Origin of the sequence: Occallatibacter sp. (assembly GCF_049510455.1) — a bacterium.
In the GTDB taxonomy this organism is placed as follows: Bacteria; Acidobacteriota; Terriglobia; order Terriglobales; family Acidobacteriaceae; genus Telmatobacter.
On record NZ_JBEKYX010000051.1, the window covers coordinates 1 to 23,613 of the forward strand.

Genomic DNA, 23,613 nt, shown 5'->3' on the forward strand with positions numbered 1-23,613 from the left:
CTGCGGTGAGCCCTGCGAATGCAGGGGAAGAGAAAATGCGAAAAACGCCAAGGCAAAGACGTAATTCAGGCGCGACGAAGTGCGAAGTGCATAAATCATGACAGCTACTCTTGCTCCAGAATCGAGGATGGCAGCAGTGTAGCTCGTGAGGAAGGAATTTACGAGCCGGTTTTGCGCTCGGCCGGAATCTGCTCTTCGACGAGCACCTCATCCAGCAATCCGCGCAGCGCGGCGGCGCGCACGTGGCCCAGCTTTGCGCCATCGGTGCTCTTCTGGGTCAGGGAGAGCTCGTCGGCCAGGTTCAGGGCAGCCAGCACAGCCACACGGAGCGAGTCCACGGTACGGCCCTGCGCGGCTACGGCGCGCATCTTCGCATCCACCTCTGCGGCCAGCGCGCGGATGTGCTCCGCATCGTGGCCGAAGAGATGGTAGGTCTGATCGTAAATCTCAACCGTTACGTAATTGGAGTGGGGATTCTCCATATTGCCTTAAATCTCCAGTGCGTCTAGTTGCGAGAGCAACCGCTCCACGCGCTGACGGACATGATCGCGCTCGGCGCGCAGTGTCTTCACTTCGCCCTGCAGTTGATCCACTTGGGTTAGATGCTCTGTAAGCTGCACCGCATGCTCATTTAGTTTCATCGCATGATCGGCCAGTTTGGCTTCCATCTGCTGGGCATGTTCTTCAGCGGCAACGCGCGCCACGCGCTCGCGCTTTACCAGGTTCACGGCGCGCAGCACCCGCTCTTCGAGCGCGGCAAACTCATCCACGCTCAGCGCCAGCGCCTCAGAGTGCGCAGCTTCCTGAGCAGGCTCCTGAACCTCATCGGCAACTTCGGATTCGGCAACTTCTGGAAACATCTCGGACTCGATTGAAACTTCCGACATGGCGAAAACCCTCCACTCGCGGGCAAATATCGTTACGAGTATAGACCGCGCGCAGAGTGCTTTCGGCGCTAGGAACGCAGGCGCGCACCAGCCTTGCCAACGGCCCCGATCACAGCCTGTACCACTTTGGTCTGCCACTCCACCAATTCCTCATCCCGGAGCGTGCGATCGGCCGCCTGGAAGGTCACTCCCAGCAGCAGTGCATACTCGTTTGCGCCCAATTTCGGGTCGCGGAAGATCTCGCGCGGACGCCACTCCACCAGTTCGGGAATAGCAAGAGAAGAAATCACGGCGTCGATAGTTTCCCACGCCACACTCTGGTCCAGAACCAGCGAAAAATCGCGACGCACCGGTTGGAAGCGCGAGACTTCCCGCGCAGCAGGTCTGAGAACCGGCAGCTTGTAGAGCCGGTCGAGATAAATTTCGCCAACCAGAACCGTATCTTTCAACTTACGTGCGGCGGCTTCTTTGGGATGCAACTGACCGAACCAGCCCACAGTGACACCGTCAGCGGCAATGCGCGCCGAACGATAGGGATGAAGCCATGCGGGCGTAAGTCCGGCCTCTGCCGGAAAGCGGTCAAAGTAAACCGAATCCATCTCAAAACGCGAGAGAACCTGCTCCACGACGCCCTTGATGTCATGGAAGTCGATAGCGCGCTGCGTGTGCAACGCGGATTGCTCGGCGAGTGCGCCAGCAGCTCCAAAGGCAAGCGCCGGACGCTCTTCCACCTTCTCCGTCGCCCCGCTGAAGACCGTGCCCAGCTCAAAGAGCCGCACGTCGCTCACGTCACGGTGCAGATTGCCTGCAATCATGCTCAGCATTCCCGGCACCAGCGAGGGGCGCAACACACCGGCCTCTTCACTGAGCGGATTACCCAACGGAACCACCAGTCCGGGTTGAGGGGCGGTCAGCGCGGCATCCGCCGCTGAACAGAAGGTGCTGCCAATCGCTTCATGGAATCCCGCTGCGCGCAGCGTTCCGCGAACGGCAGCCTCAGCCGCAGCCCACGGCAGAGCCTTCACGCCCTCGCCGAACGCGGGCAGCGTGTTGGCGAAGCGGTTGTAGCCATAAACGCGTGCCACTTCTTCAATGAGGTCAATTTCGCGCGCGATGTCCAGCCGCCAACTCGGCAGGGTCACCTGCCATGCGGCGTCCTGCTGCGGGGTAAGCTCGCAGCCAAGTGCGCTCAGAACGTTTTCGACTGTCTCCGCGGTAATGCCGTCTTTGTCGAGCGTTGTTCCGAGGATTCGCTGCACCTCGCTGAGCGCCAGCGCGACAGGCTTACGCTGCGCCGTCTTTGCTTCCATCGCCGGCACGCGCACATCCACAAATTCGCCTTCGATATGGCCGCCACTGGCAAGCAGAATGCTCGTCACAATTGCCGATGCAACAGGCCCGGCGTTGAAGTCCGCGCCGCGCTCAAAGCGATGGCTTGCGTCCGTATGCAGACCATGCCGCCGCGCCGTGCGCCGCACTGCGATGGGGTCAAACCACGCCGCTTCCACGAGGACATTTTTCGTCTCCGGGGTAATCATCGTGTCCCAGCCGCCCATCACGCCCGCAAGGCCAAGCGGCTTCACATGATCGGCAACGATGAGATCTTCGGACTCAAGCGTGCGCTCAATAGCGTCCAGCGTTTTCAGCTTTTCGCCCTTGCGCGCGCGGCGCACCACAATGCCGCCGGAAATCTTGTCCAGATCGAAGGCATGCGTGGGCTGGCCCATCAGCAGCCATGCGAAGTTTGTCGCATCCACGGCGCTCGAAATCTTCTTCTGCTCCAGCAGGCCAAAGTACGTCGCAACCTCTGCGCCCGCAAACCAGTCCTTCGTCTCGCCGACATGAATACCCCGCAGCACGCGCGCCGTGAAGCGGCCGCAAACATCCTCGGCTTCGATCTTCACGTCGAATTTCGCGCCGGTCTTTGCTTCAGGCAATGCGTAATTCAACGAAGGCAGGGGTAGACCGTAAATAGCCGCCGCCTCACGCGCCACTCCGTAGTGGTTCATCGCGTCGACGCGGTTGGTCGTAATGTCCATCTCGTACAGCGAGCCATTGCCCGCGCCGAGATCGTAGACGCCTTCCACAGCAATGCCGCGCAGAGTCAGGTCTTCCGCAAGCTGCGCGTCGTCAACAGGTAGAGCGGGAAGCAATGCTCGCAGCCATTTCGTCAATATCTTCATCAGTTCAATTGCTCTCTTCGCAAGTTGGCGCGCTATGCGCGTGGCGAGTTCGCAGGTTCGCGCACGCCTGTTTGTTCAGTATCGGTATCGAGCGCCCCCAGAAGCCCATTGATCAGCTTGGCCACACGGGTACCAAGATCCAGTAGTTCCTCACTGAGAGCTTTTTCAAAATATCCCAGGCTGGCAGCCAACTCAATCTGCGTCTGCAGTTCGTTGATGACGGCACGAGCAGCCCCGAGTCCCTTTCGCATTTCAGAATCGTTCAGGCGTCCATGCGCTCCCGCAATATGACTCGCGACGCTTACAGCGGATCTGCGAAGCTGCACACGGAAGCCAAAAGTCTCTGACTTTGGAAACTCTTCCGTCGCCGCATAAATTGCTCGCGCCAGTTCCATGGACTTCTGCCATGCAATCAAATCACGATAGTGTCTCGTTCTGCTCATTGCCAACCTGCCAACTCGCCACGCGCGCAGCGCGCCAGCCTGCTAAAAAAATTGACTCAAAAACCGCATATCCCCTGCATAGAACTGGCCAATCTCAGAAACGCCATACTTCATCATCGCGATGCGCTCGACGCCCATGCCGAAGGCGAAGCCGGAGATCTTTTGCGGATCGTAAGCCGGCTGCTTTTCCGCCGCGAAGGCAAAGACCGCAGGGTCTACCATGCCGCAGCCCAGCAGCTCAATCCAGCCTGAGTTCTTGCACTTGCGGCAGCCCTTGCCGCCGCAGAAGATGCAGCTGATCTGCACGTCCGCGCTCGGCTCCGTGAAGGGAAAGAAAGAGGGAAAGAAGCGCGTCTTCACGCTCGATCCAAAGAGCGCCTTCATCGCGTGATCGAGTGTGCCCTTCAGGTCGCTGAAGGTGATGTTGGTATCCACGCACAGCCCTTCCACCTGGTGAAAAATCGGCGAGTGCGTAGCATCGGCAGCATCATTGCGGTGTACCTTGCCGGGAATCACAATCCGCACCGGCGGCGGCTGCTGCTCCATCGTCCGCATCTGCACGGGACTGGTGTGCGTGCGCAACAGGAGCCGATCACGCAGCGAACGACGCTCCTGATTGGCGACGACAAGCGTGTCCTGCGTATCCCGCGCCGGATGTCCTGGCGGAAAATTCATGCTCTCGAAGTTGTAGAAGTCGGTCTCGACCTCCGGGCCGACACCCACCGAGAACCCAAGCCCGGCAAAGACGCTGACAATCTCATTCAGCGTCTTCGTAATCGGGTGCTCCGCGCCAGTGAGCCGCCGCGTGCCCGGCAGCGTGATGTCGATAGCCTCGGCAGCCAACGCCGCATCGCTCGGTCCTGCGCCCAAGGCCTGTTCCAGCAACCCATCCACCGTTGCTTTGAGCGCGTTAAAGCGCTGCCCCAGCAGCTTCTTTGCCTCCGGCGGCGCAGCCTTCAGCCACGAACCCGAAACATCGTTCAACCGGCCCTGCTTGCGTCCCAGCCATTCCAGGCGGAATCTCTCTACATCCGCGTCATTTGAGATGAATGTGGCATCGACTCGCGCCCGATTCTCAAGCGCGGCAAAGGCTTTATCGAGTGAGGCTTCGTCAAAAGCCTCTAAAGTAGGAATCGCTTCGTTCGTCATGCGTAAGGTTCAGGATAAATGACCCGCGCGTCTCATCACGGGAGGTCTGTAGCCCAATCAACGGGCGTATGTAAATCCGGAATCCGCCGAAAGATTGCATCATGCGTCACCAGCACCGCGCCCGAAGCCACAGCCTGCGCCGCAATCAGCAGGTCCATCGCATCCACCGCGATTCCCTTTGCTTCCAGCCTGGTCCTTAGGGTGCCGTAGATAGCAGCTTCCATCTCTGTCCACGGCAGAATCTTGAGAAAAGCCACTAACCTCTCAATTGTGTCGGCGCGCCTGGACGACGGCGGTCTTTTCGCAAGACCGTAACGAATTTCAGCAAGAGTGATAGAAGAGATGCAAAGTTCAGAGTTTGGGTCCCGGCCAAGCCGCGCAAACTCTGCAAACGCAGCCGGGGATGCGTTTCTCGCCAGATAGCTGACAGTATTGGTGTCCAGCAGATATCGCGTCATTTGCCGCTGTCTTCACCTTCGTCGTCATCGGCAAAGAGAGCCTCAAGCGTCGGCCGGCGCTGTGGAAGACTATGATCCCGGTCAGCCGGATTCATAAAGTCTTCAGGCAACGGCGATTCTTTCAGAGCCGCAAGAACCTCTTCCAAGCTCGGAATATCAGAAAGGATAATCTCGCCCGTCTCCTCATTCCGGCGAATGGAGACATGTGAAGAGCGGAACCGGTATTCAGCAGGAATCGTCACATGCTGGCTTCTGCCGCTCATAAAAACCCGGGCCCTTGCCGTATTCGTCATGGTCGGCACTCCTGCTATACAGCATAGCACTACAGCATTCTTGGATGGAAATTCTAAGACAAAGGAAAAGGCCCCGCGATGCGGGGCCTTTTATGGCTTCAAGGCGCGCTCGCTTAGGCGGCTGCTTTGCTGGCCAGAGCGGCTTTCGCCTGCTCCACCAGCTTCGTAAAGCCGGCTGCGTCCTTGACTGCGATATCAGCCAGAATCTTGCGGTCGAGCTCGACGCCGGCCTTCTTGAGGCCGTTGATGAACTGCGAGTAGCTGATGGCGTTGAGCTTGGAGGCGGCCGAGATGCGGACAATCCAGAGCGAGCGGAACTGGCGCTTCTTCTGCTTGCGGCCTGTGTAGGCAAATTTCAGGCCGCGTTCGACGGCTTCCTGGGCTGCCTGGTAGAGCTTGGATTTTGTGAGGAAGTAACCGCTTGCGCGCTTAAGAATCTTTTTGCGGCGGTCGCTGCGCTTTGTACTGCGTTTTACGCGAGGCATTGCTGTGTTCTCCGTTTGTGTTGCTCGTGGTGTTACGCGGCTGGAGGCAGGATGTGCCTCTTCACTCGCTCAATTCGTCCTGATTCTCTCGGCTCTCGCCGGGGGCCTTTCCACAAAGGCCCTGAAAGCTACCGTCTCCATTCGAGACGAGGCTTACGATCAGGCGTAGGGAATCATCCGCGCGACCTTCTTGTAATCGCCATCGGAGACAAGCACGCTCTTACCGAGCTTGCGCTTGACCTTCGGCGATTTCGACGTAAGGATGTGCCGCACCTTCGTCTGGTACCGCTTGATCTTGCCGGTGCCAGTCTTCTTGAAGCGCTTGGCCGCGCCCTTATGAGTCTTCAACTTGGGCATTTTCTTCTCGTTTGAACGGGCTTAAATATCCATTCAAGGCTGCCTCCCACGGAGGGAAATCCGGGCGGAAGGCGCACCAAATCAGTATAACCCAGCTTTTATCTGAGCGCTACACCCTTGTAACCGGGCCCGCGGTGCCCGATGCTGGATAGGTTATGGCCGTACTCTCCGTCGATCTCGCCTACCGCCGCTGGTCCGATCTGGGAATCGCGATCCTGAGCCGGACTACAGGTGAGAATGGATTGCCAGGCCCGATCGACTGTGAGCTGATCTCGTGGGACGGCACTGAGCTCGACGAGCCTCATCTCGGTCCAGTCCACGCCGAAATCCTCGCCGGGCGTCTGAATCATCTCGCCAATATCCGCGGCATCCGCGTTCTGCTGCTCGACGGTCCGCAGGCCTGGAAGTCCGAGAGCAATGGCTGCGCCCATGCGCGGCTTAGCGAGCGCCAACTCAACTGCGCCGCCAAGACCGGCCTGCCCGGCATCGTCAAGCCAGCCACTTACCGCACATTCGCCGAATTCTGCATGGACCTTTACGACGCTCTCTGCCGCCGCGGATGGAAGCGGCTGGCGACACAAATGCACCCAGGCTCGACGCCGGAGCGCGTGCTCGTCGAAAGCTACCCTCATGCGGCATGGCGTTCGCTCGGACTCCCCGCCCTGCCATCCAAGCGCCGCGCCCGCGTCAGCGATCTTGCAACCAGCTTTGCCGCGCTCGAAACGCTCGTCCCGCTCACCGTAAACCGCCCGCCAAGCCACGACCAGCTACAGGCGATTGTGGGCGGGTTGCCCGGCCTGGCTCTTGAAGCCCAGGACCCTACAGGCGCGCGCTTCATTGGCGAGCCCCCACGCCGCGAAGACGGTCACTGGCGCGAGGGCTTCATCGTTCTCCCGTTGCCACCGCGGCGCGCCTCAAACCTGCATTGGCTGCGTTAAGCAATGACGCTATAAAGCGCTCTGATTCTCGTCGCCCGCGCCATTCTTTTCCCCACTCGTGGAGCCACGCTTGCCAACCGGCCGCTCCAACCCCTGCGCCTCCTGCGCCATGCGCAGATGCTGCTCCATCAACCTGCGTGCTTCGGCGGGTTTGCGCGTGCGGATTGCGCGGTAAATCTCGCGATGCATTCCCGCGGACTCCCGCAGATCGATCGAGCGTTCCACGGTTTTTCGCCGATGGTCGTACATGGACGATACGATGGTTTCCATGATCGCGGCCAGAATCGGATTACCCGATGCCTGCGCGATGATCCGATGGAAGGCGACATCGTGAATCAGATATTCCGTGGGGTTATCCACGGAGGCAAACATTTCAGCCACTTCCTCGGCCAGCGCGGCCTGGTGCTCATCCCTGCTGCGCTCGGCGGCCAGCGCCGCCAATCCGGTCTCCAGCAGGATGCGCGCTTCAAACATCTGCCAGGACTGAAACCCATGCAGCGCGCCGATAAACGTCAGCGAATCCTGCCCAAAATCCGGCGGCCCATCCGCAACAAAGGTACCCACGCCATGCCTGATCTTCATCACGCCCAGCGCGGCCAGGTAGCCAATGCCCGTTCGGAGGCTTGCGCGGCTGATCTGCAGCGTCCGCGCCAAATCACGCTCCGGCGGAATCTTGTCGCCGGGCTTAAGCGTTCCGTTCTCGATCAGAGTACGCACGTGGTTGACCACTTGCATCGTGCGGTGCGATTCTTGCTGTTCCGGTTTCACTCGGGCCATAGGCGGAAATTGCTCTCGGGGACGCTCTTGACTCTATGGATCAAGTCGAGAGTACCACTAAATGAACACCTAACCGAATCATTTTCTTGATGCGTGCCAAAATTACCAACCAGTGATGTATATTGTGGTCTGACCACTTAAGTAAGCCCAGAGACGGTCAAATCCGAAACTGAAAGATTCAAGTTGACGCAATCCTCCGGGAGCGGCAACCTTGCGCAATACTCAACTAGGACGCACTCTCTGTGGTTTTGCCTCTTTTACCTTTGAGACGCGTGCGGCCAGGGAGCGCCAACGATATGCTCATCCACCCAGACCGACTCTTTCCCGCCGACCCCGACACGCGCAAGCTGGCCCGTTCGCTGTATCAACATATTGCCGAGCTGCCCATCGTCAGCCCGCATGGCCATACCCAGGCATCCTGGTTTGCGCACAACCAGCCTTTCCCTGACCCGGCCAAGCTCTTCGTCCAACCGGACCATTACATCTACCGCATGCTCTATAGCCAGGGCATCTCCATGGACGATCTCGAAATCGGCAAGCCGGAGATTGAGAACCCTCGTGGCGTTTGGAAGATCTTTGCGAAAAACTACTCTCTCTTCCGCGGCACACCCACCAGCTTATGGCTCGATTACGAGTTTCAGGAGCTCTTTGGGCTCACAGAACTGCTCAGCGAGAAGACCGCCGATCTTTATTACGACACCATCGCGGAAAAGCTCAGCACGCCGGAGTTTCTGCCCCGCGCGCTCTATGAGCGCTTCCGCATGGAGGTGCTGGCCACCACGGATTCCCCGCTCGACTCGCTCGCCGATCACAAATCTCTCCTTAACTCCGGCTGGAAAGGCCGCGTGATTCCCGCCTTTCGGCCCGATACGGTTGTCGATCCGGATTTTGCCGGATTCGCTGAGCGTGTTGCTCAACTCGGCGCGCAGACCGGCGAAAACACTGAGACCTGGACCGGCTACCTGAACGCACTGCGTCTTTCGCGCGTGCGCTTCCGCTCACTTGGAGCCACGGCCACCGATCACGGTCATCCAACAGCGTTGACCGCCGATTTGAGCCCATCGGAAGCCGCAGCGCTGTTTGAAAAAGTGCGTACCGGCAAGGGCAGCCCAGCCGAGAACGAGCTCTTCCGTGCGCAGATGCTTACCGAGATGGCCGGCATGAGCGTGGAGGATGGACTGGTGATGCAGATCCACCCCGGCTCCGTACGCAATCACAATCGTTCGGTATACGAACGATATGGCCGGGACGCCGGCGCGGACATTCCGCAGGCCGTGAATTACGTCAATGCGCTGCGCCCGCTCCTCGACCGCTACGGCAACGAGCGCAGGCTCACCCTCATTCTCTTCACGCTGGATGAAACCACCTACAGCCGCGAGCTTGCGCCGCTGGCAGGCCACTATCCCTGCCTGCGTCTCGGTCCGCCGTGGTGGTTCAATGACAGCCCTGAAGGCATGATGCGCTTCCGCGAGCAGGCGACGGAGACCGCGGGCTTTTACAACACCGTGGGATTCAATGACGACACGCGAGCCTTTCTCTCCATCCCCGCGCGGCATGACGTGGCGCGACGAACCGACTGCGCGTTTCTCGCCCGCATGGTCGTCGAACACCGCCTGCGTGAAGACGAAGCCTATGAAGTAGCGCGCGATCTGACTTACACGCTGGTCAAGAGAGCCTACAAGCTGTAATCCTCGGAGCCGTCTATGAACATCACATCCGAGCAGTCTCCGCAGGAAGAGCTCGCCCCCGGCGCGCGTATTGGCAAAGTCCGCTGGACCATCTGCGCCATGCTCTTTGCCGCCACCTCCATCAATTACATGGACCGGCAGGTTCTCTCGCTGCTCAAGCCCACGCTGATGCACGCGCCGGCACTTGGCGGCATCGGCATGACGGAGGTTGGCTATGGCTACATCATGGCCGCCTTCCAGGTCTCGTATGCTATCGGCCTGCTGGCGGCAGGGCGCTTTGTGGACAAGGTTGGCACGCGCATCGGCTACATGGTCATCATGGCCATCTGGAGCCTTTCGGCAATGGGCCATGCGCTGGTCAACTCCATGTTTCAATTCGGCATTGCCCGCGTCTGTCTTGGCTTTGGCGAGTCCGGTAACTTTCCCGCAGCCATCAAGACCGTGGCCGAGTGGTTCCCGCAACGCGAGCGCTCGCTCGCCACGGGAATCTTCAACTCCGGCGCCAACATGGGCGCCATCCTTGCTCCAGCCATCGTTCCGTGGGTTGCACTGCACTACAGTTGGCACGCGGCCTTTCTGGTGACGGGAGTCTTCAGCGCCGCCTGGATTGCCCTCTGGTACAGCAAGTACCGCAAGCCGCAGGACCACCCAACGCTAACCGGCGCGGAGCTGCGCTTCATCTATGAAGAAGCAGCCGCACAGATGGGCCCGTCAGTCCCGTGGATGCGTCTTCTCGGCTATCGCCAGACGTGGGCCTTCGCTATCGGCAAAGGTCTCACAGACCCCATCTGGTGGTTCTTCCTCTTCTGGCTGCCGGATTTCTTCAGCAAGAAGTACGGCCTCGACCTGAAGCATGTAGGCCTTCCGCTCATCGTTGTTTACACCGCCTCTTCCGTCGGCAGCATAGGCGGCGGATGGCTGCCGATGCCACTCCGCAAACTCGGTCTCTCCGCCGTCGGCGCGCGGCTCACAGCCATGTTCATCTGCGCCTGCGCCGTCACGCCCATCTTCATCGTCAACTCGCTCAACTCCGAGTGGGCCACTATCGGACTGCTCAGCCTTGCCACTGCCGCGCATCAGGGATGGTCGGCCAACATCTATACGACCGCAAGCGATATGTTTCCCAAAAGCGCAGTGGGCTCGGTGACGGGCATCGGCGGCATGGCCGGCTCGGCCTGCGGATCGCTCTTCGCCATCTTCGTTGGGTATGTCCTGCAGTTGACCCATAGCAACTACACCGTTCTCTTCGGCATCGCAGCCAGTGCTTACCTGGTCGCGTTCGCGTTCCTTAATCTGCTCGCCCCCGGCCTGCGTAAAGCGGAGTTTGCCGCATGAGTTTGTATTGTGCCATTGGGTCTCCGGAAACGACGCTTGATTCCGAGCGCCTGAATGCTCTGCTCATCGAAACGCTCGCCAAGCTCGGCGAGCGAAACAATGTGCTCGTTCTTCCTCCCGATCAAACCCGCGCGCACTCCCGCGCCGGCGATCTCACACGCTTCGCATGGCAGCACTACGGAGACAAGCTCAAAGCGATTCTTCCCGCTCTCGGCACGCATTCACCCATGAGCGCGTCGCAGCTACAGCACATGTTCGGAGCCATTCCGCTCAATCTTTTCCATGTCCATAACTGGCGCACTGACATCGAGACACTCGGCGAAGTCCCAGCGGAATACATACACGAGCAATCCGAAGGCCTGCTGAACTACGCATGGCCCGCGCAGGTCAACAAGCTCATCTCGCGCGGCAACTTCGATCTCATCCTCTCCATCGGCCAGGTGGTTCCGCATGAAGTCATCGGCATGGCCAACTACAACAAGAACGTTCTCGTCGGCACCGGCGGCCGCGAAGGCATCAACCGCAGCCACTACCTTGGCGCGGTCTACGGCATGGAGCGCATTCTCGGCCGCGCCGACAATCCCGTTCGCAGCGTTCTCAACTACGCATCAGATCGCTATCTGAATCATCTCCCGATCGTCTACGTGCAAACCGTTGTCCGCCGCACAGAAAACGGCGAGCTAGCCGTCTGCGGCCTCTTCATCGGCGATGACATTGACTGCTTCCACAAAGCCGCCGAGCTCAGCCTCAAAGTCAACTTCGAAATTGTCCCTGAGCCTCTCAAGAAAGCCGTAGTCTATCTCGACCCGCACGAGTTTCACTCCACATGGCTCGGCAACAAAGCCGTCTATCGCACGCGCATGGCACTGGCGGATGACGCAGAACTCATCATCCTCGCCCCCGGAGTCAAGGAATTCGGCGAGGACAAGATCATCGACCGCCTCATCCGCAAATATGGCTACCGCGGCACGCCCGCCACGCTGCGCGCCGTAGAATCCGACCCCGAGCTGGCCGATGACCTCAGCGCCGCAGCGCACCTCATTCACGGCTCGTCTGAAGGCCGCTTCCGCATCACATGGTGCCCCGGCCATCTCAGCAAAGATGAAGTGGAAGGCGTGGGCTACGGGTATGGAGAGCTTGCCGCCATGCTCGATCGCTACAACCCGCACACGCTCAAGCATGGCGTGAATCACATCAACGGCGAAGAGATATTTTTTATTTCCAATCCAGGCCTGGGACTGTGGGCGCACCAGAGCCGTTTATAAATCCGCCAATAGATCAGGAGAATTATGAGTACCCCACTCACATTACCGAAATATTCACTCGGCGCCGGCGACCGCTTCGCGCATCAGGCCAAGGCGCAGCTTGCTGCCTGTATCAAAGCGCTCGATGCAGGCATGGAGATCATTCCCGTCTGGAACAAATCCAATCGTGAGCACACTATCATCGACTCGAAGCCGGCCTCCACGCGCGCGGCAGCCGACGTCGCCGTCAAAGCGCTTGGCTGGAAGCTGCCTTACTTCCTTGACGCGGATCATATCGGCCTCACCACGGTCGATCGCTTCCTCTCCGTCTGTGACTTCTACACCATCGATGTCGCCGACTTCATCGGCAAGCCCGCATCGGCAGAGGACATTGAAGCCTTTGTCCGCGCCCATCGCAGTCTCGTAGGCACACTCAAGCTGCGCGGCGTTGCCGATGAGCTCTCCATCACGGAAAACGACCTGCGCCAGACGGCCACCAAATTTCTCTACGCCGTAAAAATCGCCGGCGATGTCTACCGCAAGATTGCTTCAGCCAAGGGAGAAGGCAACTTCATCCCCGAAATCTCAATGGACGAGACCGATCGCGCGCAAAGCCCCGTTGAGTTGCTCATCATTCTTGCCGCCGTCGCATCCGAAAGCATTCCCATACAGACCATCGCTCCGAAATTCAGCGGCCGCTTCAACAAGGGCGTTGATTACGTCGGAGACATCGCGCAATTTGAGCAAGAGTTCTCGCTCGACGTCGCGGCCATCGCTTATGCTGTCGAAACTTTTGGTCTTCCTGCGAATCTCAAGCTCAGCGTGCACTCCGGCAGCGACAAGTTCTCCATCTATCCGGCCATTCACGCCACGCTCAAAAAGTTTGACGCAGGCGTTCACTTGAAGACCGCCGGAACCACCTGGCTCGAAGAGCTCATCGGCCTCGCGGAAGCCGGTGACGAAGCTCTCGCACTCGCCAAAGAGATCTACGCCGAAGCCTTCACGCATCGCGAAGAACTCTGCGCGCCGTACGCAACGGTCATTGACATCGATCCAGCAAAGCTGCCTGCGCCGGAAACAGTCAACGGCTGGACATCAGCGCAATACACTGGGGCTTTGCGTCACGTGCAAAGCGATCCGGCTTACAATCCAAGTCTCCGCCAACTCCTGCATGTCGGCTTTAAAGTCGCAGCCAAAATGGGCACGCGCTATCTCGACCTGCTCGAGGCCAACGAACCCATCATCGCAAAAAATGTGACAGAAAATCTCTACGACCGGCACATCGTTCCTGTATTCTTCGGCGGCGCGGTGGGCATTGAAGTTGCAGCGCACGCCGGCACAGCATCGGAGACAAAATGAACGAAGGCAAGATGAGCGAAAACATTCTCAATCTTGACGGCAAAGTCGCCGTCATCACCGGCGGTACATCCGGCATAGGCCGCGCGCTGAGCCTTGGCCTCGCGCAGGCCGGTGCGAACGTCATCGCCACAGCGCGCCGCAAGCAGCAGGTAGAAGAGACCGCTGCCGCCATTGAAGCCCTCGGGCGCAAAACCCTCCGCGTCGAATCCGACGTCACCGACCGCGCCTCGCTCATCGCTCTCTGCGACGCCACTCTTGCAGCCTTCGGTAAAGTCGACATTCTCATCAACTGCGCAGGCCGCATCAAGCGCACGCCAACGATAGATATAACCGAGGAGGATTGGAACACGATTATCGACACCAACCTCACCGGCACGCTGCGCGCCTGCCAGGTCTTCGGCAAGCCAATGATCGAGCGCGGTTACGGACGCATCATCAACATCACCTCGCTCAACAGCTACGTGGCGCTGCATGAAGTCGCCGCCTACGCCGCCAGTAAATCCGCAGTCTCCTCGCTCACGCGCTCGCTCGCCGTCGAGTGGTCACGCAAGGGCATCACCGTAAACGCCATCGCGCCCGGTGTCTTCAAAACAGAACTCAATGCCGCATTGCTCGAAGGAACACCACGCGGCCACGAGCTGCTGATGCGTACACCGATGGGCCGCTTCGGAAAAACAGAGGAGCTGATCGGCGCCGCGCTCTATCTCGCCTCCGATGCCGCATCTTTCGTCACCGGACAAACCATCGTCGTTGACGGCGGCTTCCTCTCCAGCGGCGTGAATCAGTAGCTTAGATACACAAAATGTTGGGTGCCCCATTCGTGCGCGGCTTTATCGCGCACGGGTGGGATAGCATAGTCTCCAATCCCTCAGCGCAAATCCAGCTTTGCCCCAGCCGCCTGGATAATGCTCGGATTTTCCGCAGCCGTCACAACAACTCCCGTCCCGGAAACCTCCGCGTATCCCACATTCAACCCATGCTGCGCGCTTATCTTCACATTGCGCAGCGTAACGGCCAGCACCGGCGCTTCCGGCAGCCCCACAATCGCGCCCGCAGATACGCTATCGACCGCAGTCACATTCTCAAGCGTTATGTCATGGAAATGCGGTGTCAGCCGCGTCACCGGCTGCGCTGCGTCCCCTTCAGGCGGCAGCACCTTCGGATAATACTCGCTGATAATGAGCGCATTCTTCACGCCCTTCATCTCAATGTCTTTGAAAACAAGATTGCCCACATCGTTGCCGCGGTCGCGGTTGGCTTTCACACGGATGCCATTGTCCGTACCCTCAAAATGAATCCGCTCCGCGCGGATATTCTGCGCCCCGCCCGCAATCTCGCTGCCAATCGAAAGCCCATGCCCGTGCAGAAATGTGCAATCGGTAATCGTAATGTCGCGGCTCGGCGCATCCGGCCCAGGCGAATTGATCATGCCTGACTTGATGGCGATATTGTCGTCACCCACATCGGCAAACACATGATCGATCGTCACATGGCTGGAGGAAAACGGATCTATCGCATCCGTGTTCGGCGAACGCGCCGGGGCCAGCACCTTCACATTGCGAATCACAATATCATCCGTGTAATACGGCACCAACTGCCACATCGGCGAGTTCTGAATCGTCACGCCTTCCACGCGCACATGCTTGCAGTGGTCGAAGACCACCAGCCGCGGCCGTGTATGCTCCGCTCCAAGAATCCCCGAATCCTTGTACGCGCGCGCCTCCTGCCACCAGCTTTCGCCGTTGCCGTCAATTGTGCCCTCGCCCGTGATCGCCACGTGCTCCGCATTCGTCGCGCTCACAAGTGACTGCAGCCCCGGCGCGCGAAACTCCGTCTTTGCGGGATAGTCCTTGTGATCCGGCGAGCCTAATAGCGTTGCGCCTTTGTCGAGCTGCAAAGTGATATTGCTCTTCAGCACAACTGGCGCGCTCAGGTATGTACCGGCCGTCAGCCGCACCGTGCCGCCACCCTTCGCCGCGCATGCATCGATTGCCACCTGCAGCGCACCCGTATCCTTAGCCACACCGTCGCCCCTGGCTCCGTAAGCATGCGCATCGCACAGCGCTGCCGCATGAAGCGCAACTGCCGCAAAGAAAAACAGCGCCGCTGCGGTCAGCAACGGCGCCCTCTGTAGAAATCGATTCATCGAGATACCGTTTCAGTTGATTTTTCTATCGTTGAATGCGCGCCGAGCCGCCCGCTGCAAACGCCTTCACCTGCTCGAGCGTAGCCATTGTCGTGTCGCCAGGGAATGTCGTCAGCAGTGCGCCATGCGCCCAGCCCAGCTTGATCGCCTGCTCCGGCGTTTCGCCCGCAAGCAGCCCGTAAATAAACCCGGAAGCAAAGCCATCGCCACCTCCCACGCGGTCATAAACAGTCAACTCCGCAGTCGGCGCATGCAGTTGCTGCCCATTGACCCACGCCACCGCGCTCCAGCTATGGTGATTGGTGGAATGTACCTCGCGCAGCGTCGTCGCAACGGCCTTGATGCCAGGAAACCGCTGCACCACTGTGCCCATCATCGCAAAGAACGCCGTCGGATCAAGCTTCGATTTCGTATGAACTTCCGGCCCGGCAAGCCCAAGACCCTTCTGTAAATCTTCTTCGTTACCCACCAGCACGTCCACGTTTTCGACGATCGCCGAAAGCACGTTCTGTGCGCGATCAATTCCACCTGAAATCTTCCATAGCTTCTCGCGGTAGTTCAGATCAAACGATGTCACCGCGCCAGCCTTCCGTGCAGCCCGCATTGCCTCAATCACAAGCTCCGCCGTCGTGTCCGAGAGCGCCGCAAAGATGCCGCCGGAGTGAAACCACCTCACGCCCTCCCCAAAGATCGCCGCCCAGTCAAAATCGCCCGGCTTCAGTTGCGCCGCAGCCTCATTGCTGCGGTTGTAAAACACCACAGGAGCGCGCACGCCCAACCCGCGGTCACTGAACACTGTTGCCATATTCGGCCCGCGCACGCCGTCATGCTCATACATGCGATAGATAGGCCGCACACCCATCGCACGCACACGCTCTGCAATCAGATCGCCAATGGGATACTTCACCATCGCGGAAGCAATTGCCGTGCGCTGCTCAAAGCAGTCGGACAAATTCGCAGCCACATTGAACTCGCCGCCGCTGACATGAATCTTCACCTCAGTGGCCTTGCGAAAAGGAATAATGCCTGGATCGACCCGATGCACGAGCGCGCCAAGCGATAACAAATCGAGCGCGCCTTTCTTTTGATCGGAAAAAACTGGGGGAACTTCGAAGCCAAGGTTCATCGCAAAACTTCTCCCATGCGAAAAATCGATAATGACAGCGCAGCGCAGAATCTTACTGCGACAGCTTCACTGTATGCTCGCAGATCAGGCGCGAGCGAATGCTATTTCTAACGGACAAAAGAATTGTATCGCTCAGGAGGTCTGACCATCAATCTCAAATCTGCTCTATCGAAGAAACTTTACCCTGTCCGGCAAAACCTGCGTGTATTTTGAATTCTCATCCGGAATAATGCATAAAAATCGCAATCGGCATGGTGAATCGAGCAGCCCTAACTTGACTGAACTATGCTTCAAGGATTCTGATCATATCGTCAAGTGGTCTGTCCTCTTGATTCCCTAATTCTGTTGAGGAGCCGTATGCGGATTCGCTATTTTTCTGCTATTTCTGTCACCCTTTTGTTCGTCGCAGCGGTTTATTCCGCGTCTGCGCAAGACACGCGCAACGTCACCGAGCCGCGTATTCCCATGCCCTGCGTCACGCTGAATGCTGAACTCGAAGCGCACGACGGCCAGCTTGCACCCGCCGATGAACAGAAACTCGATACCGCACGCATTCAGGAAGCAATGGAGCGTTGCTCAAAAAACGCGGGCACTGCAGGCAACGCCGTTGTGTTGAAGGCGCACGGGCGCCGCAATGTCTTTCTCACCGGCCCGCTCCAGTTGCGCTCCGGCGTAACGCTCGTCATTTCCGCCAACACAGTCCTCGCAGCCTCGCGCGATCCGCGCATCTACGATCTCACGCCAGGAAGCTGCGGTATCGTCGGCGAGAAAGGCCACGGCTGCAAACCGCTCATCACCGCGGATCACGCCACCAACAGCGGCATCATGGGCGATGGCTCGATCGATGGGCGTGGCGGTGCGACATTGCTCGGACAAAAAGACTCCTGGTGGGATCTCGCGCATGAAGCCAAAGTCACTGACAAACAGCAGAGCGTGCCGCAAATGATCACGCTGCGCCAGGCGGACAACTTCACGCTCTATCGCATCAGCCTGCGCAACTCGCCCAACTTTCACGTAGCCGTCAACCAGACCAACGGCTTTACCGCATGGGGCGTGAAGATTATGACGCCCGGCACTGCGCGCAACACGGACGGCATCGATCCCGGCTCATCCACTAACGTCACCATCGCGTATTCGTTCATTCATACCGGTGACGACGATGTCGCCATCAAGTCTGGCGGCACAAATCCGGCCTCGCACATCTCCATTCTGCACAATCACTTTTATACCGGTCACGGCATGTCTATCGGCAGCGGAACCAGCGGCGGCGTCGATCACATACTGGTAGACGATCTCACCATCGACGGCGCAGACAACGGTATCCGCATCAAGAGCGACCGCAGCCGCGGCGGCCTCGTGCATGATGTTCTCTACCGCAACGTCTGCATCCGCAATGTGAAAAATCCGCTTCTCTTTACGCCGAAGTACACGACCTTCGGCGGCAATCTTCTTCCCATCTACCACCACATTACCTTGAGCAATGTCCGCATCGAAACACCCGGCATATACACGCTTGTGGGCCTCGATGCGGAGCATAAGATCGGCCTTCAATTCGACAATGTTTTCGCAGACGATCTCACTCACGCCCTCATGGACGTCAGCAATGCGGAGTTCAAAATAGGCCCGCGCCGCGGCAATCTTGCGCCCTCCGGCGATGGCGCTTCCACCACAGAGATGCCAGGCACAGCAGCCGGCAGCGAAATGAATTGCGGCACGCATTACGCCGAATTTCCAACCATAAAAACAGCGCCGGAGATGGCCGGCAAAATCCCCGACGAAGATCGCACGCTGTATGTTGCAGCCGACGGCACGGGCGATTACTCATCCATCCAGAAGGCTCTCTACTCCGCTCCGGCCACTGGCGGGCTTGTTCTGGTTAGCCCCGGCGTCTATCGCGAAGTTGTTACCGTCGATAAGCCCCACATCGAAATTCGCGGCTCCGCGAAAGATCCTTCCAAAACCGTCCTCGTGAACGATCTCAGTGCCGGCACCAGCGGCGGCACACTGCACTCAGCCACCGTGAACATTACGGCAGATGATTTTCTGGCGCAAAACATTACCTTCGCCAACGACTTCAACCGCACGCATCCTCAACTTCCGCAAGGTTCGCAGGCGCTCGCGCTGCGCGTCATCGGTGACCGCGCCATCTTCCGCAACGTGCGTCTGCTCGGCAATCAGGACACCGTCTACGCAGGCAGCCGCAACTGCGCGCCCGATGGCGCAAGCTGCATTTCCACGCGGCAATACTTTGCCGACTGCTACATCGAAGGCAATGTGGATTTCATCTTCGGCGACGCCAAGGCCATTTTTGACCGCTGCGAAATTCACTCTACGTCACACAAAGGCGGCTACCTCACCGCGCAATCCAAACACTACTCTGACGAGGATTCCGGCTTTGTCTTTAACCATTGCAAACTCACCGCGGACCCTGCAGCCGAGCCGCAAATTTATCTCGGCCGTCCCTGGCGTCCATACGCACGCGTCATCTTTCTCCACACTGAGATGGGCGCGCACATCGATCCCGCAGGCTGGCGTGAGTGGCATCCTGGTGAAACGCACTCGCTCGATACGGCCTACTACGCCGAGTTCGATTCCACCGGCCCCGGCGCTAACAACTCCGCGCGCGATCCGCACACTCACGCCCTCACACCGGAAGAAGCCGCTCAATACGATCCCGCCGTATTTCTCGCCGGCAGCGACCACTGGAATCCGACCGCTTCGGTCCCTCCCGCGCAATAGCAAAAAAAGCGGCGCGAACCTGGTTGGGTTCGCGCCGCTGCTAGAAGAATCTTATCTTGAAGCCTGATTCTAAGAAGCCTGGTTAAAAGTTGAAGTGGCCCGACATCTGGAATTGGCGCGGGTTGTTCGCCTGGCCTGCGATGGTGCCAAGTGACGAAGAGCCCACCGTCGCTCCGATGGAGCCATCCGCCGTGGCCGCGGTGCTTCCGAACCACACGTGGTTCACTGCGTTAAAGACGGCCGCATCGAAGACGAACTTCACGCGATCATCCCTCCACAGGCTGAAGGTCCTGCGCAGGCTGCCGTCAATGTTGTAGTTGCCGGGTCCGCGCAGTCCATCCGCGCCCGTACGGGCCACGTCACCCAGCACGTATTCGTTGCTCAAGGAGCCGGTCTCTAAAAAGGCCTTGGGGTTGATGTACTGCATGGAGCTCAGATTCGTGCGCGTGGCGCCATGCCCCCATCCGCCGTTCTGGCGTGCCGTGCCGCTAAAAGCCGTGTTGTAAGCCGGCATGCAGGTTCCCTGGCCAACAACGCCGGTGCAAGTGCTGCCAGTCAGCGCCAGGGGGTTGCCCGCCACATAGGTGAACACATCGGAGAGCCGCCATCCGCCGGCAATCGCGCGAACAATCGCGTTGCCTCCGCCAATGTGATTCTTGCCGAAAGGCAGATCGTAGGTGCTGGTAAAGACCAGGTTCTGCGGCTGATCCTGCGTGCTGAGCGAGCGCTCGATGCGGTCGATCGCCCACGCCTTGCCACTGTTAGCCAATGCACCCGCTGGAATCGCATAGCCGGTGCGGAAGGTGCCCACGTCGTCGATCGCCTTGCTGTACGTATAGCTCAGCATGAGGCTCAGGCCGTGGCTCAAACGCTGCTGGATAAAGAGCTGCAGTGAGTTGTAGTTGGAGTTGCCCACCGCAGGCACCGTGTCAGACACGCCGCTGTACTGCGGGAATGCGACAAGCGCCTGGCTGACCTTGTTGTTGAAAGTTGCATAAGGCAGCCCGTTTGGCGTGTTAGCCGCGGTAGCCGTCGCGCCCAGCGCCGCTCCCATAGACAGGTACTCCGGATTGAGCTGATTGCTCCAGTAGCCGCGCGGCGCGCCGGTCGGCACCAGGAAATGTCCCTGGTTGCCTACGTAGCTCGCCGTGGCCGTCATGTCCTTGGTCACAAGCAGTTGCCAGCCAAGCGACCATCCTTCGAAGGTCGGAGTGCGTCCACCGTACTTGGGATCGAGATAGGCCAGCGTCGAGGAAATCTTGTACGGCGAGACTGCCGCCGTCGAGTAGTAGGTTGCGTAAGCGGGATTGAAGACCGGAGGAGCGGCAACGGTACTGGTTCCAAAGGCCGTGTTCGCAATGCCCGCGTTGTTGAAGTAAGCGCTGTTGTTCAGATAAAACGCCGGCAAAGAATCGCCGGGGCTTACCGGGTTCGGTGATGCAGCAAACCCAAGCTCCATGTTGCTTGTAGGCAGCGTGGTTTGGCCGCCCGATGTGCCGCCGCCATGGCCGTAGTAGATGCCGTAGGAGCCGCGCAGCACAAGCCTGCTGCCCACCTGGTAGGCAAATCCCAGCCGCGGTCCAAAGTTCTTGTAATAGGTCTGCAACGGCGTAGAGCAGTTGCAGCTATCAGCTCCGCTGCCGGCGAACTGCAGAATACCGTTATTGCCAGTCACAGGATTAGTCGCTGTCGGGTTCAGGAAAGAAAAACGATTCTCGGCTTCCTGGAAAGGCGGCATCACATCCCAGCGCAGTCCAGCGTTCACCGTCAGCTTGGGCGTCAGCTTCCAGTCATCGGCGGCATAGAGAGCATACGGGCGGTAACGCGAGCCTGTCTCCTGCGCAATGGGCGCATATTGCGTGTAGCTGCCCGTGTCCACCGCGCCCAGCAGGTAGCTGGCATACGGCAGGCCGGTGTTTGAAGTAGCCTGGGCCGTCGAGCCGCTCACCTTCGCAGTTTCCGTTACCGCAAAGTTCGTCGTGGCCAGTGTGCTGCCCCCATCGGCGTACAGGTAGTTGTACTGCATCCACTCCAACTGTCCGCCGAAAGTGAAGGAGTGCCTGCCCTTGATCCACTGCATGTTATCCAGCAGCGTAAAGGCGTTCGTGTTGCCCACATAGCCAGTCTGCGGACCCCAGCTTGCAAAGGTCTGCGGACCGCCGCTGAACTTTTCGTACGGGAAGCTGCCCGCAGCCTGGCCCGTCGGCAGGCCGGTGATTCCGGCAGTCGATGCCGCATAGTCCGCAATGCCGTAAGTGGGGTTATGATCCGGCGAGTGGTACTGTGCGGCGCCGAACTTGAACTGGTTCACGAGGTTGTCCGTAATGACGTACGTCTCCTGCACGATCCCCACCTTGGAGATCGGCGAGTAGTTCTTCGCGTACAGGTACGGCAGCGGAGCCACGTTCGTCGTCTGGCTTCCAGCCGGGCCAATCAACCCCTGCCGGCCCCAGCCAAAGATTCCGCTCACACTGTGCTTGTCGTTGATATGCACATCCAGGCGGTCTGTCGTCGACCAGTTATTCAGGCCCCAGTTATACGAGCCCCAGTAGTTGTTCGTCAGGCTCGAATTGGTCGGCTCAGGCATAAACTTCTGCAGGTACTGCGCGATCGGCGAAATCTCCGCCTGCGGAATCACGTTCGCTGCCATCGGACCGGTGCCGCAGCCCGCGCTGGTGTACGTCGGCCCGCTGAACTGCGTACGCGTATAACCGCTCGCGCCAAGCGTCTGCGTCGTCGGATCGTAGATATTTACGCCAAGCGCCGAAAAGTCGCCGCACTGCTCCGCTGGTGTGGGATTCGTCTGCACCTGCGGCTTGGTCAATGTCGAGTAGCGGAAGCCAGTGTAGTTGCCGAAAAAGAAGACCTTGTTCTTCCAGAACGGCAGGCCGATCGTCATGCCGTACTCGTTCATGTGCTCCGGCGGCGTGTAATAGGTGCCAGCCTTAGTCGGATCCGGATAGTTCGCAGGGTACTGCGCCGGGACAAAACCCGCCGCGTCCAGCACCGTGTTGCGGAAGATGTCATAGAACGTGCCGTGAATGCTGTTGGTGCCCGACTTCACGGTAAAGTTCTCCACGCCAATGCCCTGATATTCCGCCGAATAACCCGTCGTCTTGAGCTGGAACTGGTCGATCGTCTCAACCGAAAACGCCGGCCAGATGAAGCGCGGATCGCCCGCCGTCGAAGCCGACTCCAGCGGAATGCCTTCCACGTACATCGTTGTGCCGGAGCCATAGCCGTTCACCACCATCGGCTCGTCCGACTCGTTGTTCTTGGTTTCGTTGTTCGTCGCGCCGGGCATCATGATCGCGTAGTCCGTCACGCGCCGTTGATCGGTGCTCACGCCGTTCGCGCCGCCCATCTCCAGCGGCAGTGAAGTGTACGTGTCGTTCTCCATCGTCGCGCCAAGCGTCGCGTTCTCCGTCTCAAGCGGCGGTGGCGCCGAGGTCACCGTCACCGTCACGCTCGCCGCGCCAAGCTGCAGCGGCAGATCCAGACCCAGAACCTGCATGCCGTTTACATGAAGCTCCTTGCGCAGCAGCGTCTCAAATCCCTGCGCCGAGACCGTCACCGTATAAATGCCCACATCGAGCGGCGCAAGACTGTAGCGTCCGTCGCTGTTCGTCGTGCGAGCCATCTCCGCACCCGTGCCCGCGTTCTTTGCCACCACCCTCGCGCCTGCAACCACGGCTCCTGTCTGGTCGGTAACGGTTCCCTCAATGGTGCCCGTGCCGCCAATCTGCGCTCCGGCCTTTGCAGGCAGCAGCAACATCAGCACGAAGCACAGCGCTGCCAGTCCTGCGTATACGAATCTGCCGCGGCTTTCCGTGCGGAATCTTGAAATCAATCTCTCCTCAGATGGCTTGACCGTTCTCTTTGTTATTTTCATGAGTGGTCTTACCAGTGCGGCCCCAAACCAAGTCTCTATATGCATTGGACTGGCATCCTTTTCCTTCAGAATTTTGCTGAATTGAACTTGTATGCGAACGTCGAAAATTCTCTC

Annotated in this window: 20 protein-coding genes; 7 read left to right on the plus strand and 13 right to left on the minus strand. The window is 59.0% G+C overall.

Going from position 1 to position 23,613, the window contains the following annotated elements:
- Positions 1 to 158: 158 nt before the first annotated feature.
- From ABSG47_RS10960 to rpmI, 9 genes are all read right to left on the minus strand, one after another.
- Positions 159 to 482, minus strand: coding sequence for a cell division protein ZapA (locus ABSG47_RS10960; protein WP_424169723.1), 324 nt, complete (start codon positions 480 to 482; stop codon positions 159 to 161).
- A 6-nt stretch (positions 483 to 488) separates the two neighbouring features.
- Positions 489 to 887, minus strand: a complete 399-nt coding sequence (locus tag ABSG47_RS10965) for a hypothetical protein (protein WP_424169724.1) — start codon at positions 885 to 887, stop codon at positions 489 to 491.
- A gap of 68 nt (positions 888 to 955) precedes the next feature.
- Positions 956 to 3,070, minus strand: a complete 2,115-nt coding sequence (gene pheT / locus ABSG47_RS10970; protein ID WP_424169725.1) for a phenylalanine--tRNA ligase subunit beta — start codon at positions 3,068 to 3,070, stop codon at positions 956 to 958.
- 32 nt (positions 3,071 to 3,102) lie between these two features.
- Entirely contained in the window at positions 3,103 to 3,513 is a 411-nt protein-coding gene (locus ABSG47_RS10975; RefSeq protein WP_424169726.1) for a four helix bundle protein, read from the minus strand.
- A 42-nt stretch (positions 3,514 to 3,555) separates the two neighbouring features.
- Positions 3,556 to 4,662 (minus strand): phenylalanine--tRNA ligase subunit alpha, encoded by a 1,107-nt coding sequence (gene pheS / locus ABSG47_RS10980; RefSeq protein WP_424169727.1) that lies wholly within the window; start codon positions 4,660 to 4,662, stop codon positions 3,556 to 3,558.
- Positions 4,663 to 4,697: 35 nt separating this feature from the next.
- Positions 4,698 to 5,120: a PIN domain-containing protein gene (locus tag ABSG47_RS10985; protein ID WP_424169728.1), complete on the minus strand. Its 423-nt coding sequence runs from the start codon at positions 5,118 to 5,120 to the stop codon at positions 4,698 to 4,700.
- Complete coding sequence (locus ABSG47_RS10990; RefSeq protein WP_424169729.1) at positions 5,117 to 5,413, minus strand: antitoxin; 297 nt, start codon at positions 5,411 to 5,413, stop codon at positions 5,117 to 5,119. Before ABSG47_RS10990 ends, ABSG47_RS10985 begins: the two co-directional genes overlap by 4 nt.
- 113 nt (positions 5,414 to 5,526) lie before the next feature.
- A complete protein-coding gene (gene rplT, locus ABSG47_RS10995; RefSeq protein ID WP_424169730.1) occupies positions 5,527 to 5,898 on the minus strand; it encodes a 50S ribosomal protein L20 in 372 nt (123 codons plus the stop codon).
- Positions 5,899 to 6,057: 159 nt separating this feature from the next.
- A complete protein-coding gene (gene rpmI / locus ABSG47_RS11000; RefSeq protein WP_424169731.1) occupies positions 6,058 to 6,255 on the minus strand; it encodes a 50S ribosomal protein L35 in 198 nt (65 codons plus the stop codon).
- A gap of 155 nt (positions 6,256 to 6,410) precedes the next feature.
- Between rpmI and ABSG47_RS11005 the strand changes: the two genes are divergently transcribed.
- Complete coding sequence (locus ABSG47_RS11005) at positions 6,411 to 7,193, plus strand: hypothetical protein (protein ID WP_424169732.1); 783 nt, start codon at positions 6,411 to 6,413, stop codon at positions 7,191 to 7,193.
- Positions 7,194 to 7,202: 9 nt separating this feature from the next.
- Here the strand turns inward: ABSG47_RS11005 and ABSG47_RS11010 are convergent, their stop codons facing one another.
- A complete protein-coding gene (locus ABSG47_RS11010; RefSeq protein WP_424169733.1) occupies positions 7,203 to 7,970 on the minus strand; it encodes a FadR/GntR family transcriptional regulator in 768 nt (255 codons plus the stop codon).
- 296 nt (positions 7,971 to 8,266) lie between these two features.
- Here ABSG47_RS11010 and uxaC point away from each other — a divergent pair, with 296 nt between their 5' ends.
- The 5 genes from uxaC to ABSG47_RS11035 are packed head-to-tail and all read left to right on the plus strand — an operon-like array spanning position 8,267 to position 14,384.
- Positions 8,267 to 9,658 carry a glucuronate isomerase gene (gene uxaC / locus ABSG47_RS11015; RefSeq protein WP_424169734.1) on the plus strand — a complete coding sequence of 464 codons (1,392 nt, stop codon included), beginning with the start codon at positions 8,267 to 8,269 and terminating at the stop codon, positions 9,656 to 9,658.
- Positions 9,659 to 9,673: 15 nt separating this feature from the next.
- Positions 9,674 to 10,993 (plus strand): MFS transporter, encoded by a 1,320-nt coding sequence (locus ABSG47_RS11020; RefSeq protein WP_424169735.1) that lies wholly within the window; start codon positions 9,674 to 9,676, stop codon positions 10,991 to 10,993.
- Positions 10,990 to 12,258 (plus strand): nickel-dependent putative hexonate epimerase, encoded by a 1,269-nt coding sequence (locus tag ABSG47_RS11025; RefSeq protein ID WP_424169736.1) that lies wholly within the window; start codon positions 10,990 to 10,992, stop codon positions 12,256 to 12,258. The genes ABSG47_RS11020 and ABSG47_RS11025 overlap by 4 nt, the downstream gene beginning before the upstream one ends.
- A 24-nt stretch (positions 12,259 to 12,282) precedes the next feature.
- A complete protein-coding gene (locus ABSG47_RS11030; RefSeq protein WP_424169737.1) occupies positions 12,283 to 13,596 on the plus strand; it encodes a tagaturonate epimerase family protein in 1,314 nt (437 codons plus the stop codon).
- Positions 13,593 to 14,384: an SDR family NAD(P)-dependent oxidoreductase gene (locus tag ABSG47_RS11035; protein WP_424169738.1), complete on the plus strand. Its 792-nt coding sequence runs from the start codon at positions 13,593 to 13,595 to the stop codon at positions 14,382 to 14,384. Before ABSG47_RS11030 ends, ABSG47_RS11035 begins: the two co-directional genes overlap by 4 nt.
- An 80-nt stretch (positions 14,385 to 14,464) precedes the next feature.
- Here the strand turns inward: ABSG47_RS11035 and ABSG47_RS11040 are convergent, their stop codons facing one another.
- Positions 14,465 to 15,742, minus strand: coding sequence for a glycoside hydrolase family 28 protein (locus ABSG47_RS11040; RefSeq protein ID WP_424169739.1), 1,278 nt, complete (start codon positions 15,740 to 15,742; stop codon positions 14,465 to 14,467).
- 25 nt (positions 15,743 to 15,767) lie between these two features.
- A complete protein-coding gene (locus ABSG47_RS11045; RefSeq protein ID WP_424169740.1) occupies positions 15,768 to 16,868 on the minus strand; it encodes a PfkB family carbohydrate kinase in 1,101 nt (366 codons plus the stop codon).
- A gap of 357 nt (positions 16,869 to 17,225) precedes the next feature.
- Here ABSG47_RS11045 and ABSG47_RS11050 point away from each other — a divergent pair, with 357 nt between their 5' ends.
- On the plus strand, positions 17,226 to 19,607 hold the full coding sequence (locus tag ABSG47_RS11050; protein ID WP_424169741.1) for a pectinesterase family protein: 2,382 nt from the start codon (positions 17,226 to 17,228) through the stop codon (positions 19,605 to 19,607).
- A gap of 82 nt (positions 19,608 to 19,689) precedes the next feature.
- On the opposite strand, the gene ABSG47_RS11055 is transcribed toward ABSG47_RS11050, so the two are convergent.
- Positions 19,690 to 23,457 carry a carboxypeptidase-like regulatory domain-containing protein gene (locus tag ABSG47_RS11055; RefSeq protein ID WP_424169742.1) on the minus strand — a complete coding sequence of 1,256 codons (3,768 nt, stop codon included), beginning with the start codon at positions 23,455 to 23,457 and terminating at the stop codon, positions 19,690 to 19,692.
- Positions 23,458 to 23,613 lie beyond the last annotated feature (156 nt).

Bases quoted from the DNA above. Each gene is read 5' to 3' on its own strand.
- pheT (WP_424169725.1), bottom strand. From the start codon at position 3,070: ATGAAGATATTGACGAAATGGCTGCGAGCATTGCTTCCCGCTCTACCT.
- ABSG47_RS11040 (WP_424169739.1), bottom strand. From the start codon at position 15,742: ATGAATCGATTTCTACAGAGGGCGCCGTTGCTGACCGCAGCGGCGCTG.
- ABSG47_RS10965 (WP_424169724.1), bottom strand. From the start codon at position 887: ATGTCGGAAGTTTCAATCGAGTCCGAGATGTTTCCAGAAGTTGCCGAA.
- ABSG47_RS11010 (WP_424169733.1), bottom strand. From the start codon at position 7,970: ATGGCCCGAGTGAAACCGGAACAGCAAGAATCGCACCGCACGATGCAA.
- ABSG47_RS11005 (WP_424169732.1), top strand. From the start codon at position 6,411: ATGGCCGTACTCTCCGTCGATCTCGCCTACCGCCGCTGGTCCGATCTG.
- uxaC (WP_424169734.1), top strand. From the start codon at position 8,267: ATGCTCATCCACCCAGACCGACTCTTTCCCGCCGACCCCGACACGCGC.
- ABSG47_RS10960 (WP_424169723.1), bottom strand. From the start codon at position 482: ATGGAGAATCCCCACTCCAATTACGTAACGGTTGAGATTTACGATCAG.
- ABSG47_RS11020 (WP_424169735.1), top strand. From the start codon at position 9,674: ATGAACATCACATCCGAGCAGTCTCCGCAGGAAGAGCTCGCCCCCGGC.
- ABSG47_RS11045 (WP_424169740.1), bottom strand. From the start codon at position 16,868: ATGAACCTTGGCTTCGAAGTTCCCCCAGTTTTTTCCGATCAAAAGAAA.
- ABSG47_RS10975 (WP_424169726.1), bottom strand. From the start codon at position 3,513: ATGAGCAGAACGAGACACTATCGTGATTTGATTGCATGGCAGAAGTCC.
- rpmI (WP_424169731.1), bottom strand. From the start codon at position 6,255: ATGCCCAAGTTGAAGACTCATAAGGGCGCGGCCAAGCGCTTCAAGAAG.
- ABSG47_RS11035 (WP_424169738.1), top strand. From the start codon at position 13,593: ATGAACGAAGGCAAGATGAGCGAAAACATTCTCAATCTTGACGGCAAA.
- pheS (WP_424169727.1), bottom strand. From the start codon at position 4,662: ATGACGAACGAAGCGATTCCTACTTTAGAGGCTTTTGACGAAGCCTCA.
- ABSG47_RS11025 (WP_424169736.1), top strand. From the start codon at position 10,990: ATGAGTTTGTATTGTGCCATTGGGTCTCCGGAAACGACGCTTGATTCC.
- rplT (WP_424169730.1), bottom strand. From the start codon at position 5,898: ATGCCTCGCGTAAAACGCAGTACAAAGCGCAGCGACCGCCGCAAAAAG.
- ABSG47_RS10985 (WP_424169728.1), bottom strand. From the start codon at position 5,120: ATGACGCGATATCTGCTGGACACCAATACTGTCAGCTATCTGGCGAGA.
- ABSG47_RS11050 (WP_424169741.1), top strand. From the start codon at position 17,226: ATGCGGATTCGCTATTTTTCTGCTATTTCTGTCACCCTTTTGTTCGTC.
- ABSG47_RS11030 (WP_424169737.1), top strand. From the start codon at position 12,283: ATGAGTACCCCACTCACATTACCGAAATATTCACTCGGCGCCGGCGAC.
- ABSG47_RS10990 (WP_424169729.1), bottom strand. From the start codon at position 5,413: ATGACGAATACGGCAAGGGCCCGGGTTTTTATGAGCGGCAGAAGCCAG.